A 25445-nucleotide genomic window follows, 5' to 3' on the forward strand; every position below is an offset into this window, starting at 1 on the left:
AACGGCCATCGGCGTTCAGGCTATCGAGCATCACAGATGCAAGGTTCGCTTCTACTCGACGGTGGAACTCGTCAACGCGCTGGAACAGGAAAAGACGCTCGGAAAAGCCGGGAAAATGGCCGAGATGCTCACCAAGGTCGACTTGGTCATCCTCGACGAGCTGGGATACCTGCCGTTCAGTTCATCAGGCGGCGCGCTTCTGTTCCACCTCCTGAGCAAACTCTACGAGCGTACCAGCGTAATCATCACCACAAACCTCAGCTTCTCGGAATGGGCGCAGGTCTTCGGGGATGCAAAGATGACAACCGCGCTCCTGGACCGGCTCACTCACCGCTGCCACATCCTGGAAACCGGCAACGACAGCTACCGCTTCAAAGCCAGTTCCGAAGCCGCCAAGAAAACAAGAAAGGAGACGCCGGCATTGACCACAACATGACCGCCGAGGAATAAACAAGGGTGGGTCAAATCTCGGTGAAAAAACCGGGTCACTTCTCAGCGGAAATCAACACGCTGTGGCTTCGGAGACATGCGAACTGGTGACTTCGCCCCGCGATCCACGGATCTCGGTTGAGCCGTTCAGCAAAAGCCGCCCGCTCATGCGCGCCGAGGTGCTGGCGTTGACCTTGAACAGCAGCGTCGCGCCGAAAAGGTAGGTGCCGTCTGCGGGCGCCACGAACCGGTAATTCGCCGCGTCGAAGGCCCCTTGGACGTTATAGTCGGTGTTGTTGATGCCAATCGTGGTCCATGCGCCGACGCCGACGTAGTTGTCGAAATCGGTGTAGGCCTTGAACCGCGGCAGCCGGGGGTGGTGCACGATGCCCGTGGCGTTGTCGACAATCAGTCCGTCGAAAAAGGTGCTGCCGTCCGCCGAGACCGCGAGGCGGAAACGGTCTGAGCCGAAGAGGCCCACCAGCGCTTTGGTCACGAAGCTGGTCTGCAGGGTGAGACCGAGATCGTCGCCGGCTGCCTCTTTGTTCATCGTGTAGAAGAGATCGCCCGTGCCGCCCTCCGCCACGGTCTTCGCCGTCCACAGCGCGGCGTTCAGCTTGGCCGAGAACGGGTTCGCCCCATCCGCCGTCGTTCCGAGTCCTAGCAGCGCGAGATTCTGCAGCTCCGCCGGCGTGGTCCCGACCCAGCCGAACCCTTCGAAGACGAGCAGAAGGTTCTCGTCTTCGACCCACGCGCGCCATCCGGTGCGCGGCGGCAGGCGCAGCCAGGCGCCGTCGGTCCACAGAGCCACGTTCAGGTCCCAACCCGCCCAGTCGCCCGTCGCGCCCGAGGCGACGATGTAGCGGTCGCCATCGGCGGGGCTGCCGGGCGGCGCGGCCAGGTCCCGGTCGAGCACCGAGAGATGGACGAGCCCGTCGAGGATCCGCAGCGCCTCGTTGTGGGTGACATGCTTCTGGGCCTGTGCCGCGGCGATGTATGGCAGCATCAGATGGGTCGTGGCGTCGGACATGGGATCCTCAGAATGTCAGCGTGACAGTTTTGTACGCGCCCCGCCCGACGAGGGCGGAGAGCTGGAAAATGCGGATGGTGAGGTTGTCGCCGGGGCCGAGGGGCGCGCCCCAGTCGGCGGTTTGGTCAGCGCCGCTGTAGACCGCGCTGGTGGTGGTCGTGTTCAGCACCCGCTTCACGGTTGCGCCGTCGAGAATCTCGACCTCGTAGGCTTCGAATTCCTCGAGCATCGGCACCTCGAGCCCACCCCAACTGTCGGCGGCGAGCGCGCGGGACCGGCGTGTCCAGCGGATGGTCAGGTCGCCAGGCACCCGTGGCCTGCGCCACGGCTGCTCGACATGCGCGACGGAAAACGGCCGCAGGCCCGCCCCTTCGGGTGCGAAGGTCTGAGCCACATAGCTGTCATCATTGACTGGTCGGCTTGCCGGTCCGATGCGCCAGTTCCATGGGATGCCGAGATCAGCCTCGGTGATCGGCAGCGACGCGAGGCTTTCGTCGAGCACCACAACGCGGGCTCCCGCAGGTGACGGGTTGCCAATGGTGCCTTCCGTGCCTCGTACACCGCGCAAAAGCCGGGTCAGGCGATACCGTCCTGGCGCGATCAGCTCGGCCGTACCCGCCTGCACGATCTCCCAGACCCCGGGCGCGCTCTCGACGGCCAGCGCATTGGCCCCGCCGAACAGCGTCAGATCCGAGATGCTTTCGAGCGTGCCGGAATAGAGATCGACCACCAGCACGTTGCCGAGATCGAAGCGCGAGGTCGGCCCCGCGTGGAAATCCTCCACCAGCGTTCCGATCCGGGCTGCATTGCCGAATGTCGTCAGCAGCTCGAACCCATCGGTCGACGGGCTGCGGAACGCCGCCATGTCGCCGGGCCAGGGAATGGCGTGTGCGGCGACCAGGGGCCGATGCGCCGCGACGTCCTCGCTGAGTTGCGGCAGGTCCAGGAGAACGATCTCCGGTGTGCCGAAACTGACCGCCTCGCTCACCGTTGCCCCGCGGGCCGTTCCCGGTGGGATCTCGAAGCTGTCGAGGTCCTGGCGCAGGGCTTCAATCCCACGGGCATCGCTGTCCGCGATGGAGGTCAGGCGGAAGGCATTGTCCCGGCCGTCATGGGCGAGGATCACGACATCGGCCGGGTCCAGCGCAAGGCGTGAGGGTGGCAGGCGGAAGGTGGCCGTCTCCCGGGCCGTCCAGGCTTCCATGAGCGCGCGCTGGCAACGGCGCTCGGCCTCCTCGGGCGGGACGGCGATGGGGAAGCTCTCGGAGGTGATGCGAGTCGAGTCCACGGTGATGCGCCGCGCTTCGACCTGCGCCGTGTCATAGTCGCCATCAGCCCGCGTGACCTGCCACTTCAGGGCCTGAGGCAGTTCGGTTTCCTGCGCGCGGGTCAGCTCGAAGAGATCGCCTTCGCGCGGGGCGACCAGGTCACCATGGGTGAGCGCCACCACCGGCGCGCGGCCACGCATCACGAAGCGGATCAGGCCCTCCGTCTCGACCGCATCGAAGCCGAAGTGGCGGGCCAGCGTCGAGATCGACGCACGCGGAGTTTCCAGCGCGGTGATGATGTAGCCCTCGACCGAGCCGACGAGTCCCGAGGTGTCGATCCGGCTGGCGGGCAGACCGGCGCGCAGGCAGAGGTCGCGCACGAGCGCGGCCTGAGACCCGGTTCCAAGACGGCCCGTGAGCCAGTGACCGCGCTGCCAGTTCGGCCCGTCGGCCCAGATATCCGTCAGTTCGGGGAAATGCGGATAGGGCCGCGCATCCCAGGTCCAGGCGGCGCATTCTCCGAGATCGATCATCCGTCCGCCATAGGTGGCGGAGACCGGGTTTTTCGATGCCTCACTCCAGTAAGTCAGCGTCGCCTCGAAATACGCCCGCTGGATCGCATCGTCGCGCCAGCCGCGCGAGAAATACGGCACCGCGCTCTCGGAGGATTTCGGGTCGTGGAAGACGTTGGGTTGATTGGTACCGCGATCGATGGCCGGGCAGCCGAACTCTGTGAAGACGATGGGTTTTGACTGCGGGATCCAGGCTGTCGGCGTGCCGCTCTCGATCCCGCCGGGGCGGTCGAAGTGCTGGTTCGCCCACCAGTTCCGCAGATCCTTGTAGCGGAAGACCCAGGGCTTGCCGTAGTCGTCCTCGATCAGGCTGCGCGCCTGATTGCTGCGATCCGAGGCCGAGCCGTAGTACCAGTCGTAGCCCTCGCCGCCTTCGATGTTCTCTTGCAGGTAGGTCGTGTCATAGACCGAGGGCCAACCGTTCAGGGCATCGCTATGCTCGCGTCCATCGCGCCAGTCGGAGAGCGGCATGTAATTGTCGATGCCGACGAAATCGATCTCCGCGTCGGCCCAGAGCGGGTCGAGATGGCAATAGACGCTGGTGACCGGCTCGGACCTGGCAAGCGGCAGGACCGGGCTGCTGTAGCTCACCACCTTGTCGTAGGCACCGCTGTAGTAGGGTTCTTCGAGTTGCAGCACGATGCGGATTGCCACTACCGCGGCATCGTTGCGGATGTAGCTGAGGGACCGGGTATAGGACCCGGGCGCGGAGGCGGTGGTATTGCGCGAGGCGACCACGCTGGCAAAGCGGGTCATCTTCAGCCCGTCGGGCGTGACGCTGTCGAGATCGGCCTGGGTGAGACGGTATATGGTGACGATGTCGTTACAGATGCCGATCGAGGTGCCCTGCTGGATCGTCATGACGTCGGAATAGGTGAGCTCCGTGCCGAGCGGGACATCGGCGACCCAGACGTCGCAGATCGCGTAATAGGTTGCCTTGGCGTCGGTGCCGGTCTGGGAAATGCTGCTGCCGAGGGTGACATCGGCGAGGTCGAGGGTCGTACCGCTGGAATAGACATGCAGCCGCCAGCTCGTGAAATCCGGTGCCAGCTGCGGAACGAAGACCTTCCAGTCCCCGACAACGATCGGCAAGCTGTACGCGATCCCCGAGAAATCGTCCGGCCCGGAGCCGCCAGCCTCGGTGACGTGATGCCCGAAATACTCCGACCAGTCGGCCGCGTAGCTGATCTGCGTGGCGGGGCCGAGGATACCGCGCACATCTCCGGCCAGGTCCCGCAGCGCCTGAACCGCCGGAAACGTGGAGGCCCCGCTGCGGATCGTGGTCAACCCGCGCAATTCCGAACCGATCAGGAAACCATCGACGCCACCGACCGCGGCACAAAGATGCGCGTAGTGCAGGATCATGCGGCGTAGCCCCCAGTCGGCACCGCCGGTCCAGCTGACCACTTCGCCCGCGACGGAAAAATCGGATGGCAGAGCTGCCCCGAAGAAACCCGCAACCTGGCTGGCCGCCGTAGCCGTCTGATCCACCTTTCCCTCGAAGCCGGCGGCGGGTGAACAGGTGATGCGCCCGCGCCAGGGAAAGGCCGGCTGGCCGTTCGTGCCGGCATTGTCCGAGTACGGGTTTGGCAGGCTGTTGCCCGGGGGCACATCCATCAGCAGGAAGGGATAAAGCGTAACCCGCCAGCCGCGCGCCCTGATCTCGCGGATTGCTTCCACCACCGAGGCATCCGAGGGTGTGCCGCCAAAGACCGGGCGGCCCGAGACATCGATGCTGACCTGCGGCGCGCTTGCGCGGTCGAGCCCGTTCACCCGCCAGGACTGCGGCGTAGTTACTTTGTTCGAGACCTCGACACGCGGTGTGATCTGGCACTGGCCGGCGCGCAGGTCACTGCCGAACCAGGCGACGACGAGGCTCACGCTTTCGAGGTTGGGCAGCGCCGCCTGCAGCTGGTCGAGCGCCACGATGAGGTCCGTGGCATCCGAGCGCGCATGGACGTTCTCGGAGCTCGTGTTGCCAAGCTGCCCCTTGCGGATCGGCGTCGTGGCATAGACGAACTCTCCGGCCCCGGGGATCAGGGTGACCGCGCGGATCAGCGTCTCCATGCCGTCGTCGCCGGCCAGCGGGCGGAAGACCTCGAAGGAGAGCTGCGGCAGGCGGTTGCCGTAGTTTTTCAGCGGCAGATCCTCGAAGACCACGTAGGCCGTGCCGCGATAGGCCGGGGTTTCGTCGGACCCCATGGTGGCGGCGATGAAGGGATCGGCGGTCTGGATCTCGTCGCCGGGATACCAGCGCCAGGTAATCCCGGAGGTATCGAGCAGCTTGCCGTCGGCCCAGATGCGGCCGATGCCGGTGATGGCGCCCTCGCAGAGCGCCACGGCGAAGCTTGCGTAGTAAAAATACTCGGTGGTCTTGACCTTGGGCCCGCCGCCACCCTTGCCACCTCCCTGCGTCGAGGTCTTCTTCCGCTCGCGGAAATCGGTGGCCCAGATGATGTTGCCGCCAATCCGCATGCGCCCAAAGAGCCGCGGAATGACCGCGCCCTCGGTGGACGACGTGATGCGCAGGGTTTCCAGCCGCGCGCCCTCGATCCGCTGGGCGGGTGTGAGCGAGGAGACGATCCAGCTGTCGACGACGGAACCGAGGGTCGAGCCGACAAAGCCACCGATGGTGGCGGCGCCGATGCCGAGAATGGTTCCGCCGATGCTGCCGCCGATGGCGGCCCCAACGGCGCCGAGAACGAGGGTGGCCATGAGTCAGGTCCGGTCTGGAAAGAGAAAGGCGAAGGCGATCCGCCGGCGCCAGGTGGGGCTGAGGGGTTCCTCGATGACACCGAGGGTCTCGCGGGCATGGATGAAGCGCTCAGGCCCGGTCTGGATCCCGACGTGCTTGGCGATGGCGCGGCGCTCCATGCGGAAGAGCAGCAGCGCGCCGGGGCCGGCATCGGCCGGGGCCACCTCGATCATCATCGAGCGCGCGCCCTCGGCCAGCACTTCGCGGGGGCTGACCTCACCCCAGTCGCGGCTGTAAGGCGGGATTGGGAACGGCTCCAAGCCGACCACTTCGCGCCAGACCCCGCGGGCAAGGCCGAGACAATCGCAGCCGACGCCGCGCAGGCTCGCCTGGTCGTGGTAGGGCGTGCCCAGCCAGGCGCGCGCGGCAGCAATGGCAAGCGCGGGGTCCGCGGCTTTCACAGCACAGCTCCCGTGTGCCCGCCATCTTTCGTGGCATAGCGAATGACCGCGTCTTGCCCCGGGATATGCGGAAACCCCCGGAAATTCGCCACATTGGCGAACTTCGCCCCACAGGTCTCGATCCGCTTGTCGCAGCCGGCGTGGATCGTGAAGGTATCGCCCTCGGCGATGGTCCGGACCGGCGCCTCGAGCAGTCCCACCGTTGCCGTGGCATCCGCCCGATCATGAGACCCCACCTCGGCGATCCGCCCGGCATTGGCGCCCGTGGTCCAGGTGAGCGTGCCGAAGGTGAACCAGGCCGGCACAAAACCACCGAGGCCAGTGGCGCGGAAGGACCGGTCGCGCAGGATGGCTTCGACCGTTCCGGACCCCTTGTAGGTCGGTGCCTCGAGATCGAGCTTGCAGCGGGCATCGCCGAGCGCTGCGTCGCAGGTTGCCTGGAAGGTGCGCCCGACTGTCTGGCCGAGCACATGGGCGAGCGAGCGGACCTCGGCGACAAAGGAGAGCCGCCCGCGCCGGATCTGTCCGATGGCGCCGCGGCGCAGGAGCACGCGCTGGCGCGGGTTGGACCAGTTCACCCGCCAGACCTCGACCTCGGCATTGTCCCAGCGGCCGTCGAGGATGTCGGTCTCGGTGATCCGGTCCGAGCTCAGCACCCCCGCAGCGTCCTGTGCATCGACCGACAGGTCCGTGCCCGCGCGAATCTCGGAAGCCGTGAGCCCGCTCTCGGACTCGAAACTCGTGCCTTCGAACTCGAGCGTCACGTCGTGATCGGTGAAGCCGAAGGTGGTGCCGTCGGACCGGGTGATCCGCCAGCACCAGCAGAGCGTGGTTGTGCCCTCGTCGAGATGCGCCTGCAGCTCCGCGTCGAGGCGTTTCATCGCCCCTCCACCCGGAAGCCGCGCTCGATCCGGTCGCGCAGCCCGATGAGGCCCAGCCCAAGCGAAATCAGCGTTATCGGCGAGGTATCGCCGGCCCCGGCCAGCATGGAGACGAGCCGCGCCAGGCTTGAGAGCTGGTCGTGTTCCGGCAGGAACAGGGCGCCGGTGCCTGTGGAAACGGCGCAGAGGCCGGCCCACCAGGTCAGGGAGTTGGGGCGGATGTAGCGCATGGGATCAGGTCCTCCGGACAAGCTGGGTGAAAAGCTGGGTGAGACGAGTGAGCCAGCCGGGTTGGCTGGCCGGTCTTGCGGGAGCGGCACTCACCGGTGCCGGGCGCAGCAGCGCCAGCGCCTCCTCTTCGCTGAGCCGGCGAATGGCGCGCGCGTAATCCACGCGCCCATGCCAATCGACCGACCAGACCGGGATAGTGCCGCCGAGATATGTGCCATCGCGGAAAAGATCGCGCTCGGCCTCGCGCCGGGGGATGATGGCCGCGGGTTTGCGCCAGTTCAGGAAGGCCACCGCGGCAGCTGCGCGGTCGCCCGCGTTCAGCAGCCGGGTCAGCGTCGCCCGCGCGATCGCCCCGGTGTTGTAGTGGAAGGAGACCAGCGCATCGAACTCATGCGGCTCCAGCGGCACGGTCACCGCCTTGCGCACCGCCGCCTCGTAGCGGGCGAGGTCCGCGCGGAAGAGCCGGAAGGCGACCCGGATCCCGGCGTCGAGATCGCCGGGCATGCCGCGCAACATGGTTGCGGGATCGGGATCGCCGGCCGAGGCCGTGTGGCCGATGCCGAAAGTCCAGACATTGGCGATATCGAGATAGGGCCCGGGCACGATCCCCTCGTGCCGGGCAAGGGCCAGCAGGCCCCGGTCGGTCATGTGCATGGAATTACCTCAGAAGAGAGACGAGAAAGAGAAGCAGGGCCACCGCGAGGCCGATGCGGAGCCGGTGTTCGAGGGCGCGCCGGGGGTCGCGGATGTCGCAGCGCAGGCGCCGGGTCAGACGCGCGAGCTCAGACATCGCTGCCGTCCCACCTGGCATTGCGCAGCCGCGCCAGGATGACCTCGATGAAGGCGGGCCCGAAGACGCCGACGAGATAAGCGGCCGAGCCCGCAGCCCCGCCGGCCGGGATGGCCTCGCGCGGCAGGCCCAGCCATTGCGCCACCAGCGCCATCGAAAGGCTGCCCATGCCGGCGGCGATCAGCCCGCCCAGCAGGATGTGGCGCAGCGCATCGCGAAGCCGCATCTTCGTGGTCAGGGCATTGGTGGCCCCGCCAAGTGCACCCCAGATCGCGAGGATCGCGGCGGTCGAGGCCATGAGGTCGCGCAGGGCGGCCGAGAGAAAGTTGGTCTCGTCATTCATCGCCGGATCTCCAACAGCGGAATGGAGGTGATCGAACCGAGCCGTTCGACATCGAGCGTGACGTCGAGCAGATCGCTGTCGAAGCGGACCGGCACGTCGAACTCGAACCCGGCGGTGATCGCGACGCCATTGCCGGGCGCCGCAGCGAACCCCAAAAGCCCGGTCGTCGGATCCACCGCCCAACCGTTGCCCTGTTCGATGCCATCTACGGCCACCCGGACAGTGCCGGCGCCTGGCTTGGTGATGACCCGCGACCAGGCCTGTCCGCCGGAGGCATATGCCTTCGCCAGTTGGAAGGCGGTGGTCGTGCCATCGCCGGTGCCGATGACCTGGTCGGTCGGGCCCGGCACCTGCGATGGCAGGCAGGACTTGTGATCCGCCCAGTCCTTGAACCGGAACCCGTGCAGCCGGCCGTTGCGCGCCTCGAAGAAAGCCACCACCGCCGCGAGATCGTCCGCGCGGCGGATGCCATAGGCCACGTCATAGCGCCTGCGGGAGTTGGCCCAGCTCGCGTTGCGTTCCTCCGCGCCAGAGGCAAGTTCGACGATCTGCGTGCGCCGCTCCGGCCCGCCGCGGGCGCCGCGGCTGATGTCGTCCGGAAACCGGACCTCGTGAAACGCCATGGCTCACATTCCCCTGCGCCCGAGCGAGACCGCCCGGGCGATGTCCGCCGCCACCTGGGTTCGGGATTGCCGGAAGCTTTCCGCGTCGCGGGCATTGATCGTCACGTTGATACTGGGCGCGCCTGCGCCGTAACCGGCGGCTTCTTTCCGCGAGAGCACGCGCTCGCCCCGCTGCAGGATGGCCGGGACCTCGTCCGGCTTCAGCCCGGCCCAGCCACCGCCATGCATGCGCGGCGCACCGGCGAAGACCGCGGCCGGCACCACGCGGCCCGGGGCGCGGGCACCAACCTCGCCACCGGCGTGGAACACGTTGGCGAAGACACCGCCGAGACCGCCAAGCGCGCCGCCGAGGGCGTTGGCGATGGGCCCGAGGATGAAACGCCGGGCGGCAAGCTTTGCCAGATCGGCGATGAGCGAGGCGACGAGATCGCGAAAATCGAGCTTTCCGGTCTTCACGAACTCGCCGATGGCATTTTGCGCCGCGCCGAAGGCCCCGACCAGCGTCTGGCCGATATCGCTACCGATGTCGCGGGCGGACCTGGCATAGTCAGAGAGCGCCTGCGTGACCGCCTTCCAGCCGGTCGCCGCTTTCTCGGTTGCCTTGGCTGCCGCATCCGCGGCGTCCTTCGCGGCCGATCCGGCCTCCTTTGCTGCCCCGCCAGCGCTTTTGGCTGCATCGCCCGCCTTGTCGAGTCTCGTGCCAAGCCCATCAGCAGCAAGCGCGGCGTCCGAAAGCGCGGTGTCGGCAGCTGTGCCTGTGCCCGAGACCGCCGCCTGCAGGGCCTGCCAGCTGGCGAGCGGTTGCGAGGCCGCATCTGACAACATGCTGGCGGCTTCGCGGTACCCGGCGGCGCGGAACCGGGCGTCCTCGGCGGCACTGCCCAGCGCGAGATCGGGGGCCTGAGCGTAGCTGCGGGACAGCGCTGCGGCGAAGGCTTCCCCCGCGGCGACCCCGGCTGCCTGGGCCTGTCCCGCGAAGGGGTTGTCGACCCGGCCGAGACTGACCGGATCGAGCTGGCCGATCTTGATGGACGCGCCACCGGTGGCCCAGTCCGGCAGAAGCGCGAGCGCGCTGTTCAGAGTCTCGACGAAGCGGTTGATCCGGGTGACGACGCCATTCAACATGGCCTCGACGCCGGAAATCAGCCCGTTCGCCGCCTCGAAGGCGAAATCCCCGATGGCTCCTGGCAGACTGCCCCAGATCGCCACGGCCGCGTCATAGGCGCCCTGGAAGACCGCCACGGTCCGGTCGCCGAAAGCCACGACGCCATCGACCAGCCCCTGCAGGGCATCAAACCCCGCCGCGCGCAGGTCCTGCCAACCGGCCGCCATGCTGGCCAGTGCCGCATCGAGCGTCAGCCCGATCCGCGACCAGACCTCCGAGGCCAGCGCGCCGAGTAGGCGGAAAGTTTCGCCCAACCCGCCGACCCGTTCCACCAATTGCGAGAACCGGTAGACCAGCTCGCCGGCGCCAACGATCAGTGCGCCGATGCCGGTTCGGATGAGAGCGCCACGCAGAACCACGAGTGCCGTGGCAAGTCCCCGGACCGAGAGCGCCGCCGCGGCCATCCCGGCGACCCAGCGGCCCGCGAGGAAGGCGGCGAAGGTCGCGGCATAGGTCGTGAACCGGCCGATGTTGTCGAAGAGACCGCGGATCGCGATGCCCAGCGGCCCGGTGCGGCTGGCCAGCGCCGCCATGGCATTGGCGACGGCTTCAAGCGCCGGGGCCGCGGCGACGGCCAGCTGGTTCGAGAGCCCGCGCCAGATCAGCCCGAGCCGCGAGATCGCGTCGTTGGTTCGCTCGATCTGGTCGGCATCCTGTTCGGACACCACCACGCCGAAATCCCGCACGTCCTCGGTTGCCTGGCGCAACGTCGCCGTGTCGATCCGCGACATGGCGATGGAGCCTTCCTCGCCGAAGAGCTGCCCCGCGACGGCCGCGCGCTCCGCCACCGGCACGAAGCATTCGATGGCGGCGTTGATCGCGCCCACGCGCTGGTCGAGCGGCAAAGCCAGAAGCTCCGAGGCCGAGAGCCCGAGCCGCGACAGTGCTTGTGCGGCCGGACCGCCGCCCGCAGCCGCCTGGCTCAACCGTCGCGTCAGATCCTTGGTCGCCTGCTCGATGCCGGACATGGAGACGCCGGCGAGTTCCCCTGCGCGTTCCAGCGTCTGGATCGAGGCAACGGTCGTGCCGAGGGATTGCGCGAGCTTGGCCTGCGCGTCGACCGTCTGCAGGCCGGTGCGCACCATGGCGACACCTGCAGCGGTCGCGGCAGCCACCGCGGCAGCAGAAGCAACCCGGACGCGCCGGGAAAAGGCGGCCATGCGTGCATTCGCGGCCTCCATCTCGCGGCTGAGTCGGCCGAAGCCTCGGGCTCCGGCCTCGCCGACCCCTTCCAGCTCGGCGCGCACCTGCCGGCCGCCCACCGCGGAAAGGCGGACGGAAACGCGCTTTTCGGCCATGTCTTGAAGCTCCGGATCAGTCGCGGGCAGCGGCGAGCTGCTCGTTCGTCCTGCGCACCATCACCGCCTCGATGGTGGGCAGAAGTTCGGCCACCGCGGCGGGCGGCACGCCGAGCGCCGCGGCGAGATGCAGGGCAGCGCTCATGTCCCAGCCCGTGACCGCGCCGGGCAGGATGCGGGTCTGGCCACCGAGGCGGCCGACCAGGTCCCAGACCTGCCAGCCCTCGAAAGTCAGCGGTGCGTTCAGCCGTTCGGGGCAGTCGGGACAGCGTCCGGAACAGGCGGCGCAATAAGCGTCGCCCCCGCCGAAGCACCACTCGGCAAGGGCGCAGAGACGTTTTTTTCCTGCTCCAGCAGCAGACCCTTCGAGACGTAGCTGAGCTGGAAGGCCTCGAAGATCGGCCAGATGTCGAGCAACGCGTCGATGGCCTCGGGGCCCGGATCGATGGAATTGCCCTGAACATCGCCGATGCCCTCCCAGGCCAGCACGGCGCGGCGTGCCAGCGCCTTGGCGAAGGCGAGCGCGCGCGCCTCGTCGGAGGCCTCGATGGGGATCGCTTCGACAGAGGGATCGCTGCGGGTCGCGACCATCAGCGCAGTGGTCAGCGGGCGCAGCTGCACCCGGACCCCAGCGGCCAGGTCATGCCAGCGCGGGGCGTTGGTCAGGTCGAGCGTCAGCATCAGAATGTCTCCACATCGTTCACGAGGGTTGCGGTGCACATCCGGCCGACCACGCTGTCGCGCGCGGCCTGCCAGTCGAAACTCGCCTGCACGCCCTGCGGCCCGGAAATCTCGATCCGCGGGCGCGGCAGGTAGACGGCATGCACGGTGAAGGTGAAGCTCTCGCCCGATGGCAGCGCATAGCTGAATTCCAGCTCGCAGGCCTCGCCATTGATCGCCTGCGTCACAAGGGAACTGTCGGCGAAGCGGACCTCGATGGAGCCGGTCAGCGCCGCGATGGACGGATCCGCGCCATCGATGCGGCCGTCCGAGCGGATCGTCTCGATCCGGTCGAGATTGTTGGCATAGGTGATGTCGGCCGAGACCACGTTGCCGAGCGCCGCGCCGTTGCGGGTGATCGCGCCGTTGAAATGCCCGAAGCGCTTCAGGGCAAGCTCGGCAAGTGCGCCCGCGTTCGACGTCGTTCCGACCGTCTCGCCTTGTGCGACGAGCTTGGCCGTCGCGGTCAGGAGCCCCGAACGCTGCATCTGCCAGGTCAGCTGATCCAGCACGCAGCCCCTGTACAGCGCGTAGCGCGGCACCTCCGGCATGCCGGTCTCGATGGAGAGGCTCGGCAGGGTCCACGACCCGGACTGGAATTCGTGGGTCCAGGGGCCGGTGCCAGTGGTCGTCGGTGCCCCGAAGGCCGCCTTCAGCCAGAAACCGAACCCGGCCGCATCGATCGGCACGACCACGTCGCCGTCGGCCGTCACCGCGTCCTTGATCGGTGCCAGCGGATCGCGGCCGTAGCCCAGCAACTCGGAGTTCAGCAGCGGCTGCTCGGCGCCGAGCGTGGTGCTGGCAAACGGCATCTTCGTGAAACCGCTCGCGGGCGGCGTGCCATAGGTCGTCTCGAACGCAAGCGCCATCTGCGCCCGCGCCCCCAAAGCTCGTGCCATGGTGTTCTCCTCGGGTTGTCGGGGTCAGGCCAGCGGATCGGCCGTGGTGTAGTGGAGGACGACGGGGATCACGGCAGCCTTCAGGCTGGCCGCGCCCTCGACGGGCAGGTCCACGGGCCGCGGCGCTTCGGCCTCGACCCAGTCGCAGAACCCGTCCAGCGTCCGGTCGGCGGCGAGTGCTGCGCCGGTGCTGGCACAGAGCGTGTCGAATGCGGTGTCGCGCTCATTGCCCTGAACGACTGCCTCGATCTCGACACGGTGCTGGTAGTGGTAGGTCAGCGGCGAGAGCGTAACCTCCGGCTCGCCCGGCTCGCCGTCGCGCAGTATCAGCAGGCCATCGGTCGGGATACGTTCGGGCAGCACCTCGCCGCGCAGGGCGGTGGCAGGCAGCGCCGAGAGCCGCGCGTGCAGCGCGGCGAGGATGGTTTCGCGAGAAGTTGCCAAGGCAGCATGCTCCTGTATTGTCACAAGAAAAAGGACATACTCGATGCCAAAGCAACCAACCAACAAAAAGGGTGACCGGCGAACAATTGAGCCTGTTCCCAAAATACCAAATAGACTGATCGAGAAAGCAAGCGGGGGCAATTCTTGGGTCGGATGCGCAAATGATAGCGTCAAGCGATTTAATGATTTCTCCAAGGATTTTCCAAAAAGATATGGCTGGCGATTTAAGACAAAAGAGGCTTTTGATAATGAAATTCAGGAGGCGATATCTTTGGACGATTCACCATGGGCCGTAAATAAGATCTACTGGACGGATTCTTTGAAAAATTTGGAAGCTTACACAGTCATGTCCGTATGGCGAACCGCAGAACTCCTTCGAAGCGCAGTAAAATCCTTAGGCGGCGGCGAAACTATCGCCTCTGCAATTGTCGCTCGCGCCGCTGTAGAGAGTGTTGTGCAGTTTCTGGATGTCTCGCGAAAAGTCTCCCCAACGCTGGAGGATCTGCAAAAATTAGATTTTTCGAATCATATCATTGCCAGCACTGAGCTTGAAGAGTTAATTCTTAAGTCGGTATTCTCTTCGAGATTACCCGATGCGGAGAAAGAGTTGAATCCCACAAATATTCTCACTATCCTTAAGAGGGTTTCGAAAATTAAAGGGCATAGTGACCTCATGGCGCACTATGGCGTCCTTTGTGAGGTCACTCATCCAAATTTCCTAGGGAGATCTGTGTATGTTTCGGAAGTCGAAGCTAAATCAAGGATTGGCGACGAGCTGCGGGTATTGAGTCCGAGTCACGGACCCGTGTCAGAAGTTCTCATTGAATTGGCTCTCTGGGCGATCTCCTGGTCGGCTGCAACACAGGTATCGTCCGCGCTGCTGATGCAGTCGAGTATTGGCTCCTTCGCGGCAAAGCTGGAAAGAACAGTAAATTGAACCTTGGTGGTGCCTTCCTCGGGAGAATAGACTAACACCCCTCAACGCCAGTTCGCCACGATCAACCCCGGCACGCTGTCGAGGGCCCGCTCGGCGTCGCGATCCAGATCCAGCCGCTTCGGCAGCTTGACCTGCGGGACGAGCAGGAAGATTGGCACCGTCATTCGCCCTCGGCCGGTCTTGGACCGTGACGCGACGCCGAGACCCCGACTGTTCAGCCGCCCTTCCGCTACCAGCAGGCTCGGTCCCCGGCGCCGGTAGACGAAGCGCAGTCGCAGACCCCGCCGACGTTCCCATTCACCCGGCGTGATCCGGCCGCCCCTCAGTGATTTCCCAGCCGCCACGGTCGGGATCGCCAACCAGAACCCATGCTTCGAACGGATTAGCGGACCAGTGTCGTGGGCACCGACGATGACCGGCGCCTTCGACCAGACTAGCGCTGCGGCGTTCAGGCTCTCGCCCGCTTTCGGGAAGGTCGCAAGCCGGATCGAGTTCGCGAGGCGGTTGCCGAGCCCCGCGCCGGTGATCTGACCACGCCAGGCGGTCTTGAGCCCGGCCCCGGCCTCGCGCATGGCCGCGCCAACCGCCTTTTCACCGGCGGCAATCTCTTTCTGCATCATCGCAGCGATGTCGGGATCGACATCGAGCTTGAACCGCAAGGGCGCTGCCATTCAGTTTCCGGCCTTCATGTGACACACTCCCTGCGGGAAAAGGAGGAGAGGAAGACATGGATCGCGACGCATATGTGGAGAAGATGAAGGCGAAGCTCGATGAGTGGAACGCCGAAATCGACAAGCTGCAGGCGCAGGCGAAAGCCGCGCAGGCCGAGAACAAGGCAAACTATGAGAAGCAACTCGCCGAGATGCGCAGGCAGCGTGACGAGGCGCAGGCCCGGATGAAGGAAGCCCAGGCCGCCAGCGATGCCGCTTGGGACGACATGCGCAAAGGCATGGAAAACGCCTGGGAAGACATCGCCAGCTCCTTCCAGAAGGCCTGGAGCCGCTTCCGGTAAGTCACCGTTTCCGGTTTCAGCTTCACGCCAAGCGCAAATCCACGGTCCAGACGAGCCGCTCGCGATCCCGGACCGGCTCGCCCTGGACGAGGAAAGCCTCGCCGTCGATCTCGATGCGGTCGCCGGGACGCGGGTGCGGCACCTCGGCGACACGCAGATCCAGCCGGGTGGTTTCCGACCAGATGCGCGCCTCGCCGAAGCTGCCGATGTCGTCCGCCCGTCGCAGCATGGCGCGCACCAGCACCGGGATGCCACCTTCGGCGGTGTAGACGGCGTCCCGACCCAAATGCGCATCCGTGAAGAGCGCATCGAGGGCGACGGCGAAGGCGTTCATCAGGTTCGCCGCGCCTGGCGAAGTACCTGCGGCCGGGTGCAGATCGGCAGCGGGTTGCTCTCGATCTCCAGCCGCACCCATTCGTCGCGATCCCGGTCCGGGATGGTTCGGGCGTAGAGCGGCAGGCCGAGCGTGTTGACCGTCTCGAAGGTGTCGGCGGGGGCGTGGTAGATCTCGAAGAGCCCCTCGACGCCTTCGGGATAGAAATACGCCTTGTCGGTCGGCACGCCGAAGGCGGAGCTGCCCCGGTAGCGGCGGAAGGTGATACCGCCGAAGCTGACCTCGTCGGCGACCCGGCCGCGCAGATCGGCCGCGGCGGCGGTGTTGAGATAGGTCTCGCGCACTTCCTTGTGCGCCACCAGATCGGCGAAGAAGGCCGAGCCGCATTCGGCACGCACCTGTACGGCACCGGCCGCGAGACCGCCCAGACTTACCTCCACGCTTTCGATCAGCGCCTGGCAGCGCTTGCGCAAGGCACCAGACGCAGGTGTCGCGTTGTCGAGGTCGAAGTCGATCTCGGCCTCCGGCGTGATGCCGAACTCGGCCGCATAGTCGATCACGGTCGCCCCGTCCTTGGGGTCCTTCACCAGCCCTTGGATACCGTTCAGGAAGTGGTATTCGAAGGTGGCCTCGGCATCTTGGCGCAGGCGCCGCAGGCGGTGGGCCACCTCGGTCTGGACCTGCTGGGTGGCCGACTCCGAGCCGAAGTCGCGGACCGACTGGATCTCGGAGGCCCAGATCACGTCCTGCTTCTTGAACTGGCGGCAGACGAAGGCGCGTATGTTGCGCCGCTCGGGCACCTGCTGATCGTAGGCCGAGCCTCGTTCGGAGAACGGGATCAGCGAGAGCGTGCCGTCGCGGCTTTCGATCACCACGGTGCGGGCGCGCACGCCGCGAGGGCTGAAGAGGCTGGTCGAGGAGAGCAGCGCAGGCTTGAACGGGATGTTTTCCAGCGCGCGGGTGAGTTCGATGACCGAAAAGGCATCGGCCTCGAAGATATCCATGGTGGCCATGTGGATAACCTTGTGGAGAGTTGCGGTCAGCGGGCGAGGATGCCGGCAGCGAGCAGCGCGGTGTGCGCGGCGGCGATCTCGGGATCGCTGGGTGCGCCGGCGAAGACGAGGTCGTGTCGGTTGACGATGGCGGGTCCGCGCACGAGCGCGACGGCGGCAACATCGCCGGCGCTTGCGTCGGCCTTGCCCCAGAGAACGGCGACGGCAGTCTCGGTGCCATCGACGGCGGCGGAATCGTGGGCGGCGTATTTGCCGCTGGCGGTGATCTTGCCCAGCACGGTGCCGGGTTCGAGCGTGCCACTCGCCACGGTGATCGTCTCGCGGGTGTAGTCGCGGAAGGCCTCCCAGACGAGGAAGCCGCCCGGGTGTTTGCCTTCGGTGAGCGTGGTCATGGGGTCAGCCTTTCAGCTTGAAGGTGCGGGCGACGATCTCGCCCCAGGGACGCGCGGCCGAACTCCGGCCGGGCTGCGGGTGATGCGGGGCGATCTCGGGTTCGGCCTGCACCTTCACGGCGAGCAGCGCCGCACGCACGGCATCGACATCGGCCTCCTGTTCGAGGAAGCGCCCGGCCATCTGCGGCTGTCCCGCGAGACGGCAGAGATCGATCACGGCGCGGGCATGGGCGATGGCCTCGGCGCGGATCGCCACGGGATCGAGATGAGCGCCTGCGCTGGGTGGCGTTTCCAGCGCCTGAGGCTCGGGGTTCGCCTCGACATCGGCGGCCGGAGCAGTTTCCCCGGACTGGCGACCGTTGGCATCGTCGTCACCACCAGTGGTGTCCACAGCATCGGTCACCGCCGGTGGCGCATTCCGGAACCGGGCGATGTCGAAGCGCGCGGCGATCCGGACCGGCTCGGCAACACGGTCAGCAAAGCCCTGCGCGAAAGCCTCTGCCGCATCGAACCAGGTCTCGGCCGCCATCAGCGCGGAGACCTCCTCCGCGGTCCGTCCCGACTTCGCCGCGTAGCCGGACACCAGGCTGCCCTTCACCTTGTCGAGGGCGCCGGCCATGGACCGCATGTCCTCGGCCGTGCCCATGACCAGCCCCGGGGGATCGTGGATCATCAGGAAGGCGTTCTCGGGCATGACGATCTCGTCGCCCGCCATGGCGATATAGGAGGCTGCCGAGGCGGCGATGCCGTCGATCCAGACCGTCACCGTGCCGGCGTGGCGGGACAACGCGTTGAAGATCGCCACGGCGTCGAAGACCGACCCGCCGGGGCTGTTGAGCCTGAGATCGATGGGCGTGCCCTCGGGCAATGCGCCAAGCTCGGCGAGGAAGCCCTTCGCCGAGACGCCATAGGCGCCGATCTCGTCATAGATCGACACTTCCGCGCCCGTCGCGAGGGCGCGGATCGTGTACCAGCTGTTCATGTTGTTACTCCTGTTCGGTGGCGGTGCAGTCCGCCGGATCGGGGCGTGCCGCAGGTGTCGCGCGGGCGCCTTGCGTCTCGCCCGGGCTCGTGCGGTAGCGCAGGCCGAGGGCCGCGGCGCGCGTGGCATCCGCTGCGTTCTCGCGGTCCACTTCCTCGATGTCGTAGCCGGTGGCCTCGACCACCTTGCGGCGCGAGGTGAGACCCGCTTCCATCGCCAGCACCTGCGCCTGGATGTCCTTGAGCGGATCGACCCAGTCCCAGCGTGGCGGGATCCATTGCACCGGGCGTAGAATCGCCGGATCGGTCCCGTCGAGCGCTCCGGAGATCACCGCTGTCTCCAGCCAGCGTTGCCAGATCGGTCGGCAGAGCTGATGCGCCAGCACCCCATGCTGCAGCTGGCCGATGCGGCGGCGAAACTCGACGAGCTCGGCCCGCAGACTCGAATAGTTCGCCTGCCGGACATCGCCTGTGACGAGGTGATAGGGCAGCCCCAGCGAGGCCGATACCGACAGCAGCGTACGGTACTGGAACGCCTCGTAGCTGCTGCCGACATCGGCCGGCGACGAGAACTTCACGTCCTCGCCCGGCAGCAGCACCTGCATCGTGCCAGGCTCGAGGCTCGCGATGGCCGACCCGTCGAGATCCGCCTCGGCCTCGCCCAGCATCGGTTCTTCCGGCGCGGTCTTGGTGATGAAGCCGGCGAACATCGCCGCGGTTTTCTTCCGGTCGAGTTCGGCGTCGTCGTATTGATCGAGCAGGAAGAGCCGCACCATGGCCGGTGCCACATGCGGCAGGCCACGGATCTGGCCTGCGTCGATGGGGCGGTAGATGTGCAGGACATCTTCTGCCGGCACGCGCACCGTCTCGGGGATCATCGCTCCCTGATCCGTGCTGTCGCCGGGATGCCTGCGGCGGAAGTGGTAGGCCACGCGCCGGCCGATCGCATCGAACTCGATCCCGCAGCGGATGCGGTTGCCATTCGCTGCCGTCTCGGTCTTCTCGGAGGGCAGCATCTCCGACTGCAGGAGCTGCAGTTGCAGCGGAACCAGCAACCCGTCCTCGGCCCGGCGCGGGCGCAGCCGGACGAAGCATTCGCCCGCGACGAACATCTCGCGCGCGATCATGGCCTGCAGGCCGTAGAAGTCGGTCAGACCGTCGGCGTCGGCCTCATCCGTCCAGGCGAGCCAGAGCCGCTGGATGCGGTCGCGCAGATCGGCATCTCCGATCAGCGAGGAGGGCTTGATCCCGTCGCCGACAAGGTTCGCGGCGAAGGCCTCGCAGGCATTGGCCGCGTAGCCGTTCGTGACCACCAGCTCGCGTGAGCGCGCCAGCAGACGCGGGCCGCCGCAGGCGACCAGCGCGTTGATGTTTTCCAGCGGCGGGTTCCAGCCGCGCAACCTCCGTTTCGCCATGGCGCCTTCGAGCCGGGCGCGCACGGTGGTGGACCCGCCGGTGGGGCGGCGGCCGAACATTCCGAATAGGCGCATGGGTTCAGAGGCCCTTCACCGTTGTCACGCGGATCTGGCGCACCACCCGCCGACCCTCGGCCGTGGCGATCTCGCGGTCGAGGGCTTCGATGGCCCGGTCGATCTCGGCCACGCTGCGATAGTCCACGCTCTTGCCGTCGTAGCTGACCCGGGCGACGCCCGAGGCGCGCTGGTCAGCCAACGCGTCCCGGCGGGCGCGCAGTTCGGTAATTGTCGCCATGCTGGCCTGCCTCTATCCTGCGCCCGAACCCCTCCGACCAGGCCGACATGACCGATCAGATTGCCCACCTCCGCATCGAACTTGCGCATCTCGAACCCATCATCTGGCGTCGGGTTGCGGTGAGCCTGACCACCAACCTTCGCGCCCTGCACGAGGTCATCCAGGCGGTCATGCCCTGGGAGAATGATCACCTCTACCAGTTCACCGTCGGCGAACGGGTCTATGGCGAACCGACCGGCGAGGATGATCTCTGGGGCCACAAGGTCTACCAGGCCAAGGGCATGCGCCTCGGCACGCTGACCGACCGCGGGGTCACGGAGTTTCTCTACACCTACGATTTCGGGGACGACTGGCAGCACCGCATCATCGTCGAGCATGTCGAAGCGGCGGACCCGTCTATCGACTATCCCGTCTTTCTCGGCGGCGAGCGCACCGCGCCGCCCGAAGACGTCGGTGGCCCGCCGGGCTTCATGGACTTCCTCGAGGCGATCGCCAAGCGCGGTCACCCCCAGCACAGGGAGATGGTGCGCTGGTACGGCGGACCGTTCCACCCCACCCACTTCGGCGAAGCTGAGATCATGGAACGCGTCCGCGAGATCGCCGCGAAGCGCAAGACCGCCCTCGAGGCCTTCCAGCGCAGCCGCGCCAAGCGGCTGCACTGATCGTTCGGCTCACCCCATGTAGCTCGAGCGCACCGCACGCCGTCGCGTGGCCGGACGCGGCTTGCCCGGACCAGTAGTGCCCCCGGCACAAACCGGTTCCGGAGCGGCAAGTTGCCGTTCGAGTTCCTGCCAGTGCCGGTCGGACCAGCGGTCCGCGCCGACGATCCAGGCGGCCGCGCGGGCATAGACCCGGCAGTCGAGCGCCTCGTTGCGTTCCCGCAGTTTCTGCCATTCGAGCTTGGCGAAGCCGCGCTTATTGCGCACCGTCACCAGTTGTTCGGCCACCAGCTGCTTCAGCCATTCGCCATCCGTCCAGCCCGGAAGGTGGATCGTCCCTGGCGGCTCGGTCGCGCCGCCGACGAGTTCTTCGGGTGTCGGCCGGTCTTGCCGCAGGAAGCGGTAGGTCTCGGCCTTGAAGGTCGAGGTGGCCACGGTCCAGAGCCGGGCACCCCGCCGCAGGCGTTTGCCGCCGACCGTCGCGTCCACGAAGGTCGGGCCAGAGACCGGACTGGTCCGGTTGAAGCCTTCCATGCCCTTGACCGGCGCGACCTGCGCAAAGCCCACCTGGCGCGCCCACGCATAGACGGCGCTGGTCTCGAAACCGGTGTCGATGGCGAGCCGCGTGATGCTCATTGGCTCACCGCTCGCGTGCTGCCAGGTCCGGCTCAGCAGTGCGCTCAGACCCTGCCAGCAGGCTTCAGATCCGGGTCCGCCCTCGATCACGATGTGATCGATGAGCCAGCTTTCCAAACCTCGGCCCCAGGCCCAGACATCGACCTCTATCCGGTCCTTCTGCACGTCGACGCCGGCTGTCAGGAACAGGCCCCGCCGGGGCACAGTCCCGACCGGCCACTGCTCCTTCTGGCCCTGCAGCCGCTGCCAGTCCGGCGCCTCGCCGCTTTCGACCCAGGTCTCGCCGAGGGACGTGTTGACGAAGGTCTTCATCGCCTCATCCCCTCCGGCTCGCGCCGAGAGGAAGGCCCTCACCATCGCTTCCAGCCGGACCCAGGGCGAATAGATCTCGTTCAGATGGAACCCGGCGATGCCCGCGAAAGGCCGGTTCGCAATCCAGCGGCCTTTCCCGACCGCCGACCACCGCCGCTCATCCTTCCACGCCGCGTCGCAGTCGATGCAGTGATAGCGCGCCGTCTCAGACCGGTGGGTCCCTTCCGGGGCCTTTTCCCAGCGAACCTGGCCCCATGTCAGCACCTGCTCGGTGCCGCAGTCCGGGCACGGTACCCAGTATTGCCGCTGGTCGCTCTCCTCGTAGGCCGTCTCGATCCGGCTCGCGCCGCGGTTCGTCGGCGTCGAGACCAGCACGATCTTGCGGTTCCAGAAGGTGACCGTCCGCTTCTTCGCGAGGTTCACCGGGTCGCCCTCGGCACCCGCGCTGAATGGGTAGCGGTCCACCTCGTCGCAGAGCAGCAGCCGGATCGGGCGGCTGGCAAGACCAGAGGGCGCATTGGCGCCGACGATGGTCAGATGCCCGCCGGGAAACCGCTTGTGCAGGATCTTGTTGTTGCCGTCCCGCGACTTCGGGTCGGCGATCTTGCCGGTGAGGCACGGCGTGTCCCGCGCCATGGGCGAGAACCGGTCCTTCGACCAGGTTTCCGCGTCCCGCTCGGTCGGCATCACCACCATGATCGGCGCCGGGTCCTGATCGATGTGGTAGCCGACCATGTTCAAAAGCGACTCCGACTTGCCGATTTGACTGCTGGACATGATCACGACCGTTTCGATGGTCGCATCAGAAATCGCATCCATGATCCCGCGCTGGTATTCGGCGCGGCTGGTGCGCCACTGGCCCGGTTCGGCGCTCGCCTCCGAGCTCAGCCGCCGGTTCGCGTCCGCCCAGTCACTGATCGTCAGTTCCGGCGGCGGCGTCAGCACCTTCAGGGCCGTACGCACAGTCCGGTGCAACACCTCCGATCCCGGCAGTCTCAGCATCGCTGTCGTTGTCGTCTTCCGGGCGCACATCGCTCTCCGCCAGTTCTTCCAGCACCTCGCGAAGGGCACTCCGCAGCGCGTCGCGTACGCCCGCCGGGCTCGCCTCGGAATGCAGTTGCGGCGCCAATCTGTCGGGCAGCGCCAGGATCCGCGTGCGCAGGAGCGTCAGAACGGCGATCCAGGCCCCCTCGACATACTCGGCCGCAATCACGCTGCCGCGTTTCTCCTCCGCCTCCATCTCGGCCAGGTCGGCCCGGGCCCGGATGAAGCGCGCGCGTTCCGAGGCGTAGTCCGGCGCACCGGCCTGCGCCTTCAGCGCCTGGTCGCGCAGGTACTGCACGTAGCCGCGGACCGAGCCGATCAGGTCGTATTGCCCGCGCGTCGCCTTGGGGATCACGCCTTCGCGGCTCAGCTGCTGAACCCGGCGTTCCGAGAGATCCAGCAGCTTCGCGATCACCCCGATGGGCTGGCTGGCCGATGACAAGAAATGATCCTTTCAGGCCGATCAACGCACTGAAATTGCTTCGATTATACTGGATAGGCGGGCGCGGCAGAGCGAACCTGATCACACGAAAACGACGCACCCCACGGAGCCAAGCCGATGACCCGCCTGAACCCGCTCACCACACCCCGCCACCAGCTCCGCGCCGAGAAGGCCCGGCGCAACAAGGAGGCTGCGCAAGCCGCCTTCATCGCGAAGAAGGCCGAGATCGACACCATGCTCGCCCGCCTGCAGAGCCTCAGCGACGACCATTTCAACTGCGCGCCCGACGAGGTGGGCTGGGCGATGGTCGGCACGCTGGAACACTACGCCAGCCTGCTGAAGCGCATCACCGACAGCGCCTTCGGCGAAGGCGAGCACGCGGAGTGAGCCCCATGGACACCAGCACCATCCGCATCGCGATCCGGACCCTGCCGGAGCATTTCGACCGCAGCCGCATCCCGAGCGTGGTGGACGAACTCGAAGCCGCCCTTCTCGAGGAGAGCGGCATTCACGCCCGGGGCTACGCCGACAGCATGACCATTACGCTCGAAGTGCCGACCCACCGCATTGTCGATGCCGCGACGACCCTGAGGAGCCTCGACCTTATCTGACCTCGGGCTGGCGCCCGAACCTCGGCCGCGCGAGATGCGCGGCTTGGGGTCGTAGGAGAACCGCGACGGTCGCGGTTTCGATCAGGAGACGAACCCAGATGATCAAGCTTTCCGACACCCAGCTCGTGATCCTCAGCGCCGCAGCACAGCGCGAGGACCGCAACATCCTGCCGCTGCCCGGCTCCCTGCGCGGCGGCGCCGCCGCCAAGGTGGTCGGCGCGCTGCTCTCGCGCGGGCTGATCGCAGAGACCGTGACCGACAGCCAGACCAAGGCCGACGCCGCGCTCAACCGGATCTGGCGCAACGACGCGGACGGGCACGCCATCCTTCTGCACATCACCAAAGCGGGTCTCGCCGCCATCGGTATAGAAACTGAAGGCGGCGCTGGCGCGGCCACGGCGGCCAACGTCGCGCAGAGTGCGAACGCCCCGCAGGACGCCCCCGCCGAAACCGACGCCGCGCCCAAGGCGCGCATACCGCGCAGGGGCACCAAGCAGGCGAAGCTGATCGAGATGCTCCGCGCCGAGGGCGGCGCGACCCTCGAAGAAATCGCCGCCGCCACCGGCTGGCAGGTGCATACGGTCCGAGGCGCCATGTCCGGCGCGCTCAAGAAGAAGCTCGGGCTCGAGGTGACCTCCGAGAAGGTCGAGGGTCGCGGACGGGTCTACAGCCTGCCGAACGACTGACGCGGGAAGTTCCGAAACCAAACGGACCGGTCAAAATGAATGCGGCGACACCGGGGAGGAGATCGGTGTCGCCGCAAATTTCAGGGCTCCAGGGAGGAGGAAAGAGCCCTGAAGGTCGTATCGTCAGGTGTTTTCTTCGACCGCCTGTCTCGCGATGCGCGGGATGTCGCTGCGGTGAAAGCCGAGATCGGCAAGGTCGCGATCCCTGAGTGCCTGCAATTCGCCCACCGTCCTGCGATAGACTGCGCGGCGGGCGGCATGCTCCTCGAGCATGTCACGGAACTGTTGGAAGCGCGCTTTCAGCCCGGATTGGCTGGAACGTGCGAAGTCGATAGGTGCGTAGGCCATGTTGAGCCTCCTGTGATCTGCCGACACCGGATTGCGTCGACACCCCAAGAATTAAGCCGATGCTGCAGTTGCACAATCGACATGCCCGAATTGCCGCCATGCAGCATGATCAACGCTAACATCGGGGTTTGCCCGGTTTGCGTGCGAGATGATCAAGTTCTGATCGCAAGTTGAAACGCAGCAGTTCTGAGCACCGTCTTGGTCCGCAATCTCAGTCGGTTTTTCGGACCCTCATGCTCTCGAACATCCGCCGTAGAACATAGGACCGCGCGATGCTCACGACAGTGAACACCGCCCCCATCGTCAGGTTCTGCGCCAGTGTCGTGTGCAGCCCGAAGAACGGAAAGATCAGGATCTGCGTCGTCACGGCGACGCCATAGCCCATGGCGACGTTGGCGATGGACTCGACGAGCGACATTGCGCGTGACTGAACCGGCGCTCGGGCAATTGTATCGCGCTCAGCCATTCCTAAGTTCTCC

The 25445-nt window shown here is 66.6% G+C and carries 30 protein-coding genes and 2 pseudogenes; 7 read left to right on the forward strand and 25 right to left on the reverse strand.

All coding sequences use genetic code 11. The features are described from left to right. Window positions 1–436: ATP-binding protein (locus ACTXGA_RS22440; protein WP_443392036.1), on the forward strand; the 436-nt coding region annotated here is incomplete at its 5' end. A 66-nt stretch (window positions 437–502) separates the two neighbouring features. On the opposite strand, the gene ACTXGA_RS22445 is transcribed toward ACTXGA_RS22440, so the two are convergent. The 14 genes and pseudogenes from ACTXGA_RS22445 to ACTXGA_RS22510 all read right to left on the reverse strand — a co-directional run bounded on the left by ACTXGA_RS22445 (window position 503) and on the right by ACTXGA_RS22510 (window position 13849). Beyond that, window positions 503–1459, reverse strand: a complete 957-nt coding sequence (locus ACTXGA_RS22445; RefSeq protein WP_443396952.1) for a DUF2793 domain-containing protein — start codon at window positions 1457–1459, stop codon at window positions 503–505. A 7-nt stretch (window positions 1460–1466) separates the two neighbouring features. Then, window positions 1467–3836 (reverse strand): annotated as a pseudogene (locus tag ACTXGA_RS22450) (baseplate multidomain protein megatron); the annotation flags it as partial. Between the two features lie 528 nt (window positions 3837–4364). Beyond that, window positions 4365–6014: pseudogene (locus tag ACTXGA_RS22455) on the reverse strand (baseplate multidomain protein megatron); the annotation flags it as partial. Between the two features lie 3 nt (window positions 6015–6017). Beyond that, the gene (locus ACTXGA_RS22460) at window positions 6018–6455 is read right to left on the reverse strand and encodes an NlpC/P60 family protein (RefSeq protein WP_443396953.1); all 438 of its coding nucleotides are present in this window, start codon (window positions 6453–6455) and stop codon (window positions 6018–6020) included. Further along, window positions 6452–7336, reverse strand: coding sequence for a phage/gene transfer agent baseplate hub protein (locus tag ACTXGA_RS22465; RefSeq protein WP_443396954.1), 885 nt, complete (start codon window positions 7334–7336; stop codon window positions 6452–6454). The genes ACTXGA_RS22460 and ACTXGA_RS22465 overlap by 4 nt, the downstream gene beginning before the upstream one ends. After that, window positions 7333–7566, reverse strand: a complete 234-nt coding sequence (locus tag ACTXGA_RS22470; RefSeq protein ID WP_443396955.1) for a hypothetical protein — start codon at window positions 7564–7566, stop codon at window positions 7333–7335. Before ACTXGA_RS22470 ends, ACTXGA_RS22465 begins: the two co-directional genes overlap by 4 nt. Before the next feature lie 4 nt (window positions 7567–7570). Then, window positions 7571–8221, reverse strand: a complete 651-nt coding sequence (locus tag ACTXGA_RS22475; RefSeq protein ID WP_443396956.1) for a lysozyme — start codon at window positions 8219–8221, stop codon at window positions 7571–7573. 128 nt (window positions 8222–8349) lie between these two features. Next, window positions 8350–8700, reverse strand: coding sequence for a hypothetical protein (locus ACTXGA_RS22480; RefSeq protein ID WP_443396957.1), 351 nt, complete (start codon window positions 8698–8700; stop codon window positions 8350–8352). Continuing rightward, window positions 8697–9323 (reverse strand): phage distal tail protein, Rcc01695 family, encoded by a 627-nt coding sequence (locus tag ACTXGA_RS22485; protein WP_443396958.1) that lies wholly within the window; start codon window positions 9321–9323, stop codon window positions 8697–8699. Before ACTXGA_RS22485 ends, ACTXGA_RS22480 begins: the two co-directional genes overlap by 4 nt. A gap of 3 nt (window positions 9324–9326) precedes the next feature. Beyond that, window positions 9327–11786, reverse strand: a complete 2460-nt coding sequence (locus ACTXGA_RS22490) for a phage tail tape measure C-terminal domain-containing protein (protein ID WP_443396959.1) — start codon at window positions 11784–11786, stop codon at window positions 9327–9329. 16 nt (window positions 11787–11802) lie between these two features. Then, the gene (locus ACTXGA_RS22495) at window positions 11803–12033 is read right to left on the reverse strand and encodes a DUF7697 family protein (RefSeq protein WP_443397008.1); all 231 of its coding nucleotides are present in this window, start codon (window positions 12031–12033) and stop codon (window positions 11803–11805) included. Then, window positions 12030–12467, reverse strand: coding sequence for a hypothetical protein (locus tag ACTXGA_RS22500; RefSeq protein WP_443396960.1), 438 nt, complete (start codon window positions 12465–12467; stop codon window positions 12030–12032). Before ACTXGA_RS22500 ends, ACTXGA_RS22495 begins: the two co-directional genes overlap by 4 nt. Beyond that, window positions 12467–13405, reverse strand: coding sequence for a phage tail tube protein (locus ACTXGA_RS22505; RefSeq protein WP_443396961.1), 939 nt, complete (start codon window positions 13403–13405; stop codon window positions 12467–12469). Before ACTXGA_RS22505 ends, ACTXGA_RS22500 begins: the two co-directional genes overlap by 1 nt. A 24-nt stretch (window positions 13406–13429) precedes the next feature. Continuing rightward, entirely contained in the window at window positions 13430–13849 is a 420-nt protein-coding gene (locus tag ACTXGA_RS22510; protein WP_443396962.1) for an acyl-CoA transferase, read from the reverse strand. Window positions 13850–13892: 43 nt separating this feature from the next. Here ACTXGA_RS22510 and ACTXGA_RS22515 point away from each other — a divergent pair, with 43 nt between their 5' ends. Beyond that, window positions 13893–14786, forward strand: coding sequence for a hypothetical protein (locus ACTXGA_RS22515; RefSeq protein WP_443396963.1), 894 nt, complete (start codon window positions 13893–13895; stop codon window positions 14784–14786). A 41-nt stretch (window positions 14787–14827) separates the two neighbouring features. On the opposite strand, the gene ACTXGA_RS22520 is transcribed toward ACTXGA_RS22515, so the two are convergent. Beyond that, window positions 14828–15457 carry a DUF6441 family protein gene (locus ACTXGA_RS22520; protein WP_443396964.1) on the reverse strand — a complete coding sequence of 210 codons (630 nt, stop codon included), beginning with the start codon at window positions 15455–15457 and terminating at the stop codon, window positions 14828–14830. 56 nt (window positions 15458–15513) lie between these two features. Between ACTXGA_RS22520 and ACTXGA_RS22525 the strand changes: the two genes are divergently transcribed. Beyond that, window positions 15514–15798: a sll1863 family stress response protein gene (locus ACTXGA_RS22525; RefSeq protein ID WP_443396965.1), complete on the forward strand. Its 285-nt coding sequence runs from the start codon at window positions 15514–15516 to the stop codon at window positions 15796–15798. Between the two features lie 22 nt (window positions 15799–15820). On the opposite strand, the gene ACTXGA_RS22530 is transcribed toward ACTXGA_RS22525, so the two are convergent. From ACTXGA_RS22530 to ACTXGA_RS22555, 6 genes are read right to left on the reverse strand one after another with little or no spacing between them, the layout of a single operon-like run. Beyond that, window positions 15821–16132, reverse strand: coding sequence for a head-tail joining protein (locus ACTXGA_RS22530; protein WP_443396966.1), 312 nt, complete (start codon window positions 16130–16132; stop codon window positions 15821–15823). Beyond that, on the reverse strand, window positions 16132–17145 hold the full coding sequence (locus ACTXGA_RS22535) for a major capsid protein (protein ID WP_443396967.1): 1014 nt from the start codon (window positions 17143–17145) through the stop codon (window positions 16132–16134). Before ACTXGA_RS22535 ends, ACTXGA_RS22530 begins: the two co-directional genes overlap by 1 nt. A 26-nt stretch (window positions 17146–17171) precedes the next feature. Continuing rightward, window positions 17172–17537: a head decoration protein gene (locus tag ACTXGA_RS22540; protein WP_443396968.1), complete on the reverse strand. Its 366-nt coding sequence runs from the start codon at window positions 17535–17537 to the stop codon at window positions 17172–17174. Between the two features lie 4 nt (window positions 17538–17541). Further along, on the reverse strand, window positions 17542–18519 hold the full coding sequence (locus ACTXGA_RS22545) for a head maturation protease, ClpP-related (protein ID WP_443396969.1): 978 nt from the start codon (window positions 18517–18519) through the stop codon (window positions 17542–17544). 4 nt (window positions 18520–18523) lie between these two features. After that, a complete protein-coding gene (locus ACTXGA_RS22550; protein ID WP_443396970.1) occupies window positions 18524–20008 on the reverse strand; it encodes a phage portal protein in 1485 nt (494 codons plus the stop codon). A gap of 4 nt (window positions 20009–20012) precedes the next feature. After that, window positions 20013–20228 carry a phage head-tail joining protein gene (locus tag ACTXGA_RS22555; protein WP_443396971.1) on the reverse strand — a complete coding sequence of 72 codons (216 nt, stop codon included), beginning with the start codon at window positions 20226–20228 and terminating at the stop codon, window positions 20013–20015. 47 nt (window positions 20229–20275) lie between these two features. Between ACTXGA_RS22555 and ACTXGA_RS22560 the strand changes: the two genes are divergently transcribed. Beyond that, window positions 20276–20890: a plasmid pRiA4b ORF-3 family protein gene (locus ACTXGA_RS22560; RefSeq protein ID WP_443396972.1), complete on the forward strand. Its 615-nt coding sequence runs from the start codon at window positions 20276–20278 to the stop codon at window positions 20888–20890. A gap of 9 nt (window positions 20891–20899) precedes the next feature. Here the strand turns inward: ACTXGA_RS22560 and ACTXGA_RS22565 are convergent, their stop codons facing one another. Both ACTXGA_RS22565 and ACTXGA_RS22570 read right to left on the reverse strand, forming a co-directional pair. Further along, on the reverse strand, window positions 20900–22837 hold the full coding sequence (locus tag ACTXGA_RS22565) for a phage terminase large subunit family protein (protein WP_443396973.1): 1938 nt from the start codon (window positions 22835–22837) through the stop codon (window positions 20900–20902). Then, the gene (locus ACTXGA_RS22570; RefSeq protein WP_443396974.1) at window positions 22746–23321 is read right to left on the reverse strand and encodes a terminase small subunit, Nu1; all 576 of its coding nucleotides are present in this window, start codon (window positions 23319–23321) and stop codon (window positions 22746–22748) included. Before ACTXGA_RS22570 ends, ACTXGA_RS22565 begins: the two co-directional genes overlap by 92 nt. 117 nt (window positions 23322–23438) lie before the next feature. Between ACTXGA_RS22570 and ACTXGA_RS22575 the strand changes: the two genes are divergently transcribed. The 3 genes from ACTXGA_RS22575 (at window position 23439) to ACTXGA_RS22585 (ending at window position 24618) form a co-directional block, all read left to right on the forward strand. Further along, complete coding sequence (locus ACTXGA_RS22575) at window positions 23439–23708, forward strand: hypothetical protein (RefSeq protein WP_443396975.1); 270 nt, start codon at window positions 23439–23441, stop codon at window positions 23706–23708. A 5-nt stretch (window positions 23709–23713) separates the two neighbouring features. Next, a complete protein-coding gene (locus ACTXGA_RS22580) occupies window positions 23714–23932 on the forward strand; it encodes a hypothetical protein (protein WP_443396976.1) in 219 nt (72 codons plus the stop codon). Between the two features lie 98 nt (window positions 23933–24030). Further along, window positions 24031–24618 (forward strand): DUF3489 domain-containing protein, encoded by a 588-nt coding sequence (locus tag ACTXGA_RS22585; RefSeq protein WP_443396977.1) that lies wholly within the window; start codon window positions 24031–24033, stop codon window positions 24616–24618. A gap of 123 nt (window positions 24619–24741) precedes the next feature. Here ACTXGA_RS22585 and ACTXGA_RS22590 read toward each other — a convergent pair whose 3' ends face one another. Next, a complete protein-coding gene (locus tag ACTXGA_RS22590; RefSeq protein WP_443396978.1) occupies window positions 24742–24966 on the reverse strand; it encodes a DUF1127 domain-containing protein in 225 nt (74 codons plus the stop codon). 211 nt (window positions 24967–25177) lie between these two features. Further along, on the reverse strand, window positions 25178–25432 hold the full coding sequence (locus tag ACTXGA_RS22595; RefSeq protein ID WP_443396979.1) for a DUF7220 family protein: 255 nt from the start codon (window positions 25430–25432) through the stop codon (window positions 25178–25180). Window positions 25433–25445 lie beyond the last annotated feature (13 nt).

It is taken from the genome of Antarctobacter jejuensis, from assembly GCF_052266595.1.
Lineage (GTDB): Bacteria > Pseudomonadota > Alphaproteobacteria > Rhodobacterales > Rhodobacteraceae > Antarctobacter > Antarctobacter jejuensis.